Below are 7,385 nucleotides of genomic sequence, written 5' to 3'. Positions count from 1 at the left end.
TGAGGGGAAACCAGCGCCTCGACCCTAGGAAGCGCCGGTATAACATCTCTCCACGCGCCTCGTCCCGCAATGACGGCGGACGGAACCGTGGGTGGGCGGTGCCTGTGCAGGAGATTCTGGTGCTCGACCTCCGCAGGCCCGGCATGCCCAGCGCAAGGCTCAGCGCTTCTCCACGAAGAACTGGTACATGCCCCAGAACGTCGATGGGTGACGTTGTTCGAACTGCGCCCATGCGTCCAGGCTGCGGATGGCGCCCGACGCGGGATGCTCACGCCGGAAGGCCTGCTGCACGTTGACCGGTAACTGAAACCCAAGGAAGCGGAGCTGCAACGCGTTCAGGTCGGCGGCAAGTGCCGGTAGGGTGTACGCGCGCTCCTGCACATGCATCACGAGATCACGGCACCCGCTGAGTGAATAGAAATCCGTGGAGTCGGTGACGGCGCGTGCCGCATCATCGCCGGGAAGCGCCAACAGCAGCGCACGGCAATGACGGACGTCGTCGTCGGTGCCCGCGAACTTGTGTGCATCGATCAACGCGCGAGCCGCAGCAACCGCTTGTCGCGCGGTTTCACTGTACAGCGCGATCTTCATGACGCCGAGCGGGTGCATGCGCTGTACGAGCTGGGCCCATCCCGCGTGCGGGTTCTGCAGGTGATGCAGCACGCCCGAACAAAAGATGATGGCGAACTGTTCGCTCGTGGTATCGAGGGCGAGAATATCGCCCTGCATAAAATCCACGGTGTCGATGCCCAGCCCCTGTGTCATGCGTGCCGCGTAGCCAAGGCTGGCGCTACTCAGATCGAGTGCCAACACACGGGAGTCGGGAAAACTGCGCGCCGTATGCGCGGCTTGTCGGCCCGTGCCACACCCGGCCACCAACAGGCGGAGCGTATCCAACGGCGCGCTGCGCCCGGACAGTTCACGGACAAAGCTGGCCACACTCGTCACACGCGGGGTCCCGAGCGCGGTCCACCGCGGATACGGGTGCGCTTCGTACATGGCGCGCACCCGGACGGAGGCTTCGTTGCAATCTGGTATCTCTGGCGGCGACAGGGCGGGCATGACCTCGGCCAGGTGCCGCTCATCGAGTCGTTCGTGTACATGTTGCGCCACCGTCGGCGCTGTCCACTCGCCGAATGGCTCCCACGTGGCCGCCGGCACCTGCGCCAGACGCTCCCAGTGCGCGAGCAGCGTGAGCCGACGATATAGGGCGTACAGGAGCAGCATGGGTGCGGGCGCGTCTGCTGTGACCTCCTCGAGAGCTTCGGAGCGTTCCGCCAGCCACGTCGACAAATGGGCAGCGGCCGCATCGACAAACTCCCGCTCGTCGATAGCCTCATGCCACGCATACTCCCCATTGAACGCCGACTGCGCCAGCAGATGGACCGCCTCCCAGTGCCACGGCTCCGCCGACGTCTCTCCGGTGATGAACGCGAGCAGTGCACGACGTGCAAAGGTGACGACGCGCTCGACACGCGACTCCGACAGCACCACGCGCGGCAGCAGTGCGCGCGCCAGCGGCAGACTCAGAAACGCCAGCAGCACCGGCGCCAGTTGCGATTCGGATATCTGCGCATCGGGTACCGTGCTCCACTGCTCGAGGGCGACGAACTCCGGCGACGCCACGACGAGCCCAAGGGCGGCGCGCGCCACCTGTTGGGCGTCGATGGCAGTGTCCCGCAGCAGCTCGAGCAGCACGCGGTGGATGACGTCATTGCCGCTGTTGAGCGCCACGCCTTCAAGCAGTTGGACGAGCAGCTGCTTTTCCTCGTGCGCGGGGTGCGCCCGATCGGGCACACCAACGGCGTTGAACAGCAGGATCAGGGCATCGGTGGTGCGGCCGGCAGCATGCAGCGCCAGCGCATCGCGGGTGGTCGACATCCGCGCAACCTAACGCCAGACAAACCACTACATGCTACCTCGCTACGACAACAGTGCGGCGACATGCGTTCGCAGCGCCGGCACCACTTCAGCCACAAACCACGGGTTCTTCTCGAGCCAAATGTTGTTGCGCGGACTTGGATGCGGAAGCGCTATCCGCGTCGGCCACGTGGATCGCCAGTCGCGCACGAGGGCCGTCACGTTGCCGGCGGCCGCGCCGAGGTGCCATTCCTGTGCGTACGCACCAGTGATCAACGGCATTCCGAATCGTTTCAAACTGGCGAGCAGCGGCGCCCGCCAGAGCGGTACGCACTCGGCTCGCGGCGGTAGGTCGCCACTGGAACCAGTGCCCGGATAGCAGAAGCCCATCGGCAAGATCGCGATCTGACCAGCATCGTAAAACGTGTCGCGATCGATACCCATCCATTCGCGCAAGCGGTCGCCGCTTGCGTCGTCGAAGGGAACACCCGATTCGTGTGCGCCGCGGCCAGGTGCCTGCCCCGCGATCAGGATCCGGGCACGCGCATCAACCCGCACCACCGGCCGCGGTTCCAGTGGCGAGGCGCTACGGCAAACGGTGCAGGCACGAACCTCGGCCAGCAGCGTCGCCAGTGCTTGATGATCGGCTGTCATGGAACGACCTCGACGGACGCCGTCATCGTCGGGTGGTACTCACAGTGGTAGGCAATGGTACCGGACGTTCGCGCGACCTGGACGAATTCGCCACCGTGTACCAGCATGGGCGACGATAGCGGCGACGACGACGTAGTCGCCGACTGGGGCCCGACCACACCGACGTTTTCGTTCTGCGTCAGCGTGTGCGGGACGATCTCACGATTCACGAAATGGACCGTGTCTCCTACGTGGACGCGTAACCGCGCGGGCGCGAACGCCAGCGCATCGAGAAGCGTCGCACGCGACTAGGCGCGACCGTTCATTTTACGCTCGCCGCGACCGCCTTCACCATCATCTCGGTGTGCTGCTCGTGCGCCTTGAAGATCACCAGCGCGCCTTCGAACACCAACTTCACGTCTTAGTTCGCGATCTTCGGAATGAAGGTGTCTCGACCGGATCGCAGAAACGGGACAGAGACGAGGAAGGGTAAACGGCGCCAGGAATGAGGGGCGCCAGGAATGAGGGGCGCGAACAGCGAACGTCGTTTGCCGTTTCGCCCGTGACTCTTGGCGCCGTTCACATCTGGCGCCCCTTACTCCTGGCGCCCCTCATTCCTGGCGCCCGTTGCCGTTGAATCCGCCCTTCGCTGCTGCTGTGTTGACCAACGACGTTCTCTTCGCCGATCTCGGCGTCGCGTTACTCTGGTAACGTGGTGCCTCGCCGAGCCAGGCAGTACACTTCGTCCATGGTGATCGCGAATTTTCCGGGCGCAGAATTGATTAAAGCGGGCCTTGCCGATCTCACGGCTGGGTTGGTGACGATCGAGTCTTTGCTGGTCTCGATCGCGGCCCCGGGATTACGCGACGTCGGTCTTGCTGTGGGCCCACCGATCCCCGACGCCGAGCTGCAACTGTACGCGCTGTTGTCGGCGCGTGACGGCCTGGCAGCGCACAGCCACTACAACGCATTGCTTCGACGTGTTGCGAGCTTCCGACATGCGGCAGCGTGTGCGAGATAGCGTGTGCGAGATAGCGGATCGCGAGCGCATTGGCGCGTTCATGACCGCGCTGGCGCGACATGCGACGGCGGACGTAGATGTCGTCCTCGTTGGGGGCACGAGCGCGGTGTTGGTGGGCTGGCGCGAGACCACAATCGATGTGGATCTCGTGTTTCGGCCGGAGTCGGACGCGATGCTGCGCGCGATTCCGATGCTCAAGGAACGACTGCAGCTCAACGTGGAGCTGGCCACTCCCGATCTGTTCATTCCCGTGCCGCCAGGATGGGAGTAGCGCAGCCCGGTAATTACCCGCATTGGGCGCGTCACCTATCGACACTTTGACTTCGTGGCACAGGCGCTCGCCAAGATCGAGCGCGGACATGTGCGCGATCTGGCGGATGTCCACGCCATGCACGGACACGGTCTCATCAGCGCTGCCGGCGTGCGCGAACAGTTTGCGCTCATGGAGCCCGAGCTGTTTCGATTTCCGGCCATCGATCCGCCGTCCTTTCAGCGTGCTGTGAATGCGGTTTTTCCGCCGTCACCGTAATGACGAGTGATTCATCCGTGCCCTTTGGTCACCTGAGTACCGCTCTGGCTCACCGCTACCGCATAGAGCGCGAGCTCGGTGTCGGCGGCATAGCGACGGTGTACTTGGTGCAGGACCTCAAGCACGAGCGTGATGTCGCGATCAAGGTACCGCGCGAGGACCTCTCCGCCTCACTCGGCAAGGAGCGTTTTCTTCGCGAGATTCAGCTGATCGCGAAGCTCAGCCATCTGCACCTCCTCCCGCTCTTCGAATCGGGTGAAGCCAACGGTGCGCTCTTCTTCGTGATGCCGAATGTGAAGGGCAAGTCGCTGGGTGATCGCCTCGACGCCGAGGGCATGCTCCCCGTGCACGACGCAGTTCGCATTGCGCAGGAAGTCGCGAGCGCGCTTGATCACGCGCACCGTCATGACGTCGTGCACCGCGACATCAAGCCGGACAACATCATGCTGCAGGACGGTCACGCGCTCGTGGCCGAGTTTGGCACCGGCAAGGCGCTCTCCGAGACGGACAGCACCACACTCACGCCGGCTGGGGCATGCGTGGGCACGCCGGCCTACATGAGCCCAGAACAGGCCGTCGGCGAGGTCGTGGACGGGCGAAGCGTTCTCTACTCGCTCGGCTGTATGCTGTACGAGATGCTCGCCGGTGAGCCGCCGTTCACGGGACCTAACGTACAGGGCGTGATTGCCAAGCGATTCGTGTAGGTGCCCACCGACATCTGCGCGTTGCGGGAAGGCGTCCCGCGACCGATCGCACGCGCGCTCCAGCGCGCACTGCAGCGCATGCCGATGGACCGACCGGGTACAGCGGCGGAGCTTCTCGCAGCGCTTCGTGAAATGGAAGCAACGAGTGCGGAGCCGGCGAGCGCCCCACCCGCGCAGTCCATCGCCGTCCTGTCCTTCGAGAACCTGAGCGCAAACCGCGAGAACGAATTCTTCGGTGATGACATCGCCGAGGATATCATCGGCGCGCTGACACGCGTGGCAGGACTACACGTAGCGGCGAAGACATCGGCGTTTTCGTTCAACGGCAAACACGACGTGCTCGCCACGATCGGCGAGACGCTGCACGTTGTAACCGTCCTGCAGGGAAGCGTGCGCCGCGCTGGCACCCGTGTCCGTATTACGGTGCAGCTCGTCTCTGTCACCGACGGCTATCACCTCTGGTCTGAGCGCTACGACCGTGAGCTCGTTGATGTCTTCGTCGTGCAGGAAGAAATCACAGGCGCGATTGCTGCTCGGCTGGAACTCACGCTGCGCCCGCCTGCCGTGGCCACTGAGCAGGCCTCACCCGCGCAAGTGCAAGCATACGATCTCATCACCGAAGGTTGCTCGTATCTGGCGAATCGTGGCGGTGCGGTGATCCACGCCCGCGCGGCTTTCGAACGCGCCTTCGCGATCGACCCGGACAACGCGCTCGCGTACGCACTTTTAGGTGATGCGATGCGCATAAACGCTCAATACGGGTTCATCTCCGCCAACGAAGGGCTGCGATTGGGGAAGGCCGCACTCGAACGCGCCCTCGAGCTTGATCCCGACTGCGCCGAGGCGATCGGCACCCTGGGCATGCTGAGCCTCAACTTCGACGCACGACCCAAGCTCGCAATCCCACTGCTCGAGCGGTCGCTCGCGCTCGGTCCGCGTAGAGCGAACTGCGTGCGCGCTACGCGCACTGGGGTCTGATCAACACGCTGAGGGACGATGCTCGGGGTCTGGCAGAACTCGCCCGTGCGGTGCGCGACGATCCCCTCAGCAGTTTCGTCGCCGTTGTGCACGGCGTTGGCCTGTGCGTGACCGGACGAGGCGACGAGGCGAAGGCGGAGGTGCGGCGCGGGATCGCGCTCGACGAGCAGTCGTTTGCGGGCTATGCGATGGGCACGTTCATCTTTGCCTGGGCCAACGATCCCGACGGTGCATTCGAGATCGCTGAGCGGGGGATGCAGCTCGTTGGGCGTCACCGGTGGCTACTACAGGAATTGCCCGGCATGTATCTGCTGCGTGGGGATCGCCGTCGCGCCGAGGCGATCTACGATGAGTTAAAGATTCGAGCGATCACCAGCAACGTGCCACACTACTCGCTGGCCGTCGCCGCGCTCCGTCTCGGGCACATCGACGAGGGGCTTCGGGAAGCACAACTGTCAGCGACGGTGCGGGATGCGATCGGTCCCATTTGGGCGCGCACGCCCGGCTTCGAGTCGCGGTACGAACATCCGGGGTTCCAGCAAGTTCTTCAGAATCTGGGGATGGCATGATCGGTCGCCTGCGCACCGCCCTTGGCAGTAGGTATAGTATCGAGCGTGAACTCGGTACCGGCGGCATGGCGCGGTGTAATTAGCGCACGACCTCGAGCGCGAGCGTGATGTCGCGATCAAGGTGCTGCATCCCGATCTCGGTGCGGCGCTCGACGGCGAGCGGTTCTTGAGCGAAAGTCGCACCACGGCGCGATTCCAGCATCCGCGCATTCTGCCGCTGGTCGACAGCGGTGACGCGGATGGCCTGCTGTACTACGTGATGCCGCTCGTGACCGGCGAGACGTTGCGCGCACATTTGGATCGCGAACGCAAACTGCCGATCGCCGACGCCGTGGGCTTCGCGTGCGAAGTGGCGAGTGCGCTGGACTACGCGCATAGGCGGCACGGGAGTCACCGCGACATCAAGCCGGAGAACATCCTGCTGCATGATGGCCAAGCGATCGTGGCCGACTTCGGCATCGCACTCGCCGTGCAAAGCCCCGGCGGCCAGCGCAGGACGCAGACCGGTCTCAGTCTCGGCACGCCGCAGTACATGAGTCCCGAACAGGCGATGGGCGAACGCACCATCGATGCGCGCAGTGACATCTACGCGTTGGGTGCGGTGACGTACGAGATACTCACGGGCGACGCCTCCTTCACTGGCAATTCGCTATAGGCGATTGTCGGGAAGGTGTTGAGCGAACGTCCAACGGCCGTTCGCTACGCGAGCGCGGCGGCATTCGCGATGGCGCCGTCGAACACCGACTGGACGTGATACTCATTGACGGAATCGGCCCGTAGCCGTCTTTAGCGGATTATGGGGCGCCAAGAGCTAACGGCGCTAGGAATTGAGGGCGCCAGGAATCAGGGGCGCCAGGAATTAGGGGCGCTAGGAATAAACGGCGCTAGGAATTACGGGCGCTAGGAATGAACGGCGCTAGGAATTAGGGGCGCTAGGAATGAACGGCGGAGACGGCGAACGGCGTGACACTCAGAGTTCATGGATCGCTCGCTGTTCACGCCGTTTGCCGTTTCGCTCCTGACTCCTGGCGCCGTTCATTCCTAGCGCCCGTAATTCCTAGCGATCGTAACTCCTGGCGCCGTTTATTCCT

At 64.0% G+C, this 7,385-nt stretch carries 9 protein-coding genes and 1 pseudogene; 7 read left to right on the top strand and 3 right to left on the bottom strand.

The features are described from left to right. Positions 1-159 precede the first annotated feature (159 nt). The 3 genes from ACESNG_RS01855 to ACESNG_RS01845 are packed head-to-tail and all read right to left on the bottom strand — an operon-like array spanning position 160 to position 2,777. Entirely contained in the window at positions 160-1,881 is a 1,722-nt protein-coding gene (locus tag ACESNG_RS01855; protein WP_373058658.1) for a class I SAM-dependent methyltransferase, read from the bottom strand. 42 nt (positions 1,882-1,923) lie between these two features. Beyond that, complete coding sequence (locus tag ACESNG_RS01850; protein ID WP_373067501.1) at positions 1,924-2,514, bottom strand: uracil-DNA glycosylase family protein; 591 nt, start codon at positions 2,512-2,514, stop codon at positions 1,924-1,926. Beyond that, a complete protein-coding gene (locus ACESNG_RS01845; RefSeq protein WP_373058670.1) occupies positions 2,511-2,777 on the bottom strand; it encodes a plastocyanin/azurin family copper-binding protein in 267 nt (88 codons plus the stop codon). Before ACESNG_RS01845 ends, ACESNG_RS01850 begins: the two co-directional genes overlap by 4 nt. Before the next feature lie 464 nt (positions 2,778-3,241). Between ACESNG_RS01845 and ACESNG_RS01840 the strand changes: the two genes are divergently transcribed. The 7 genes and pseudogenes from ACESNG_RS01840 to ACESNG_RS01810 form a co-directional block, all read left to right on the top strand. After that, complete coding sequence (locus ACESNG_RS01840; RefSeq protein WP_373058662.1) at positions 3,242-3,514, top strand: hypothetical protein; 273 nt, start codon at positions 3,242-3,244, stop codon at positions 3,512-3,514. Beyond that, positions 3,492-3,785 (top strand): hypothetical protein, encoded by a 294-nt coding sequence (locus ACESNG_RS01835; RefSeq protein WP_373067499.1) that lies wholly within the window; start codon positions 3,492-3,494, stop codon positions 3,783-3,785. The genes ACESNG_RS01840 and ACESNG_RS01835 overlap by 23 nt, the downstream gene beginning before the upstream one ends. Positions 3,786-3,839: 54 nt before the next feature. Beyond that, positions 3,840-4,043, top strand: coding sequence for a hypothetical protein (locus ACESNG_RS01830; RefSeq protein ID WP_373058666.1), 204 nt, complete (start codon positions 3,840-3,842; stop codon positions 4,041-4,043). Then, positions 4,043-4,747, top strand: a complete 705-nt coding sequence (locus tag ACESNG_RS01825) for a serine/threonine-protein kinase (RefSeq protein WP_373067497.1) — start codon at positions 4,043-4,045, stop codon at positions 4,745-4,747. Before ACESNG_RS01830 ends, ACESNG_RS01825 begins: the two co-directional genes overlap by 1 nt. Beyond that, positions 4,748-5,725, top strand: coding sequence for a hypothetical protein (locus tag ACESNG_RS01820; RefSeq protein ID WP_373067494.1), 978 nt, complete (start codon positions 4,748-4,750; stop codon positions 5,723-5,725). Positions 5,726-5,775: 50 nt separating this feature from the next. Further along, the gene (locus ACESNG_RS01815; RefSeq protein ID WP_373067492.1) at positions 5,776-6,294 is read left to right on the top strand and encodes a tetratricopeptide repeat protein; all 519 of its coding nucleotides are present in this window, start codon (positions 5,776-5,778) and stop codon (positions 6,292-6,294) included. Between the two features lie 100 nt (positions 6,295-6,394). Next, positions 6,395-6,949: pseudogene (locus ACESNG_RS01810) on the top strand (serine/threonine-protein kinase); the annotation flags it as partial. Between the last annotated feature and the right edge of the window lie 436 nt (positions 6,950-7,385).

The organism is Gemmatimonas sp. (assembly GCF_041689975.1).
Classification (GTDB): Bacteria; Gemmatimonadota; Gemmatimonadetes; order Gemmatimonadales; family Gemmatimonadaceae; genus Gemmatimonas.
Note: the sequence above shows the minus strand (reverse complement) of the source record. Positions and strands in the feature narration are given on the sequence as shown.

Excerpts from the sequence above, each read along its gene's own strand:
- ACESNG_RS01855 (WP_373058658.1), bottom strand. The coding sequence starts at position 1,881 with ATGTCGACCACCCGCGATGCGCTGGCGCTGCATGCTGCCGGCCGCACC.
- ACESNG_RS01850 (WP_373067501.1), bottom strand. The coding sequence starts at position 2,514 with ATGACAGCCGATCATCAAGCACTGGCGACGCTGCTGGCCGAGGTTCGT.
- ACESNG_RS01840 (WP_373058662.1), top strand. The coding sequence starts at position 3,242 with ATGGTGATCGCGAATTTTCCGGGCGCAGAATTGATTAAAGCGGGCCTT.
- ACESNG_RS01835 (WP_373067499.1), top strand. The coding sequence starts at position 3,492 with ATGCGGCAGCGTGTGCGAGATAGCGTGTGCGAGATAGCGGATCGCGAG.
- ACESNG_RS01825 (WP_373067497.1), top strand. The coding sequence starts at position 4,043 with ATGACGAGTGATTCATCCGTGCCCTTTGGTCACCTGAGTACCGCTCTG.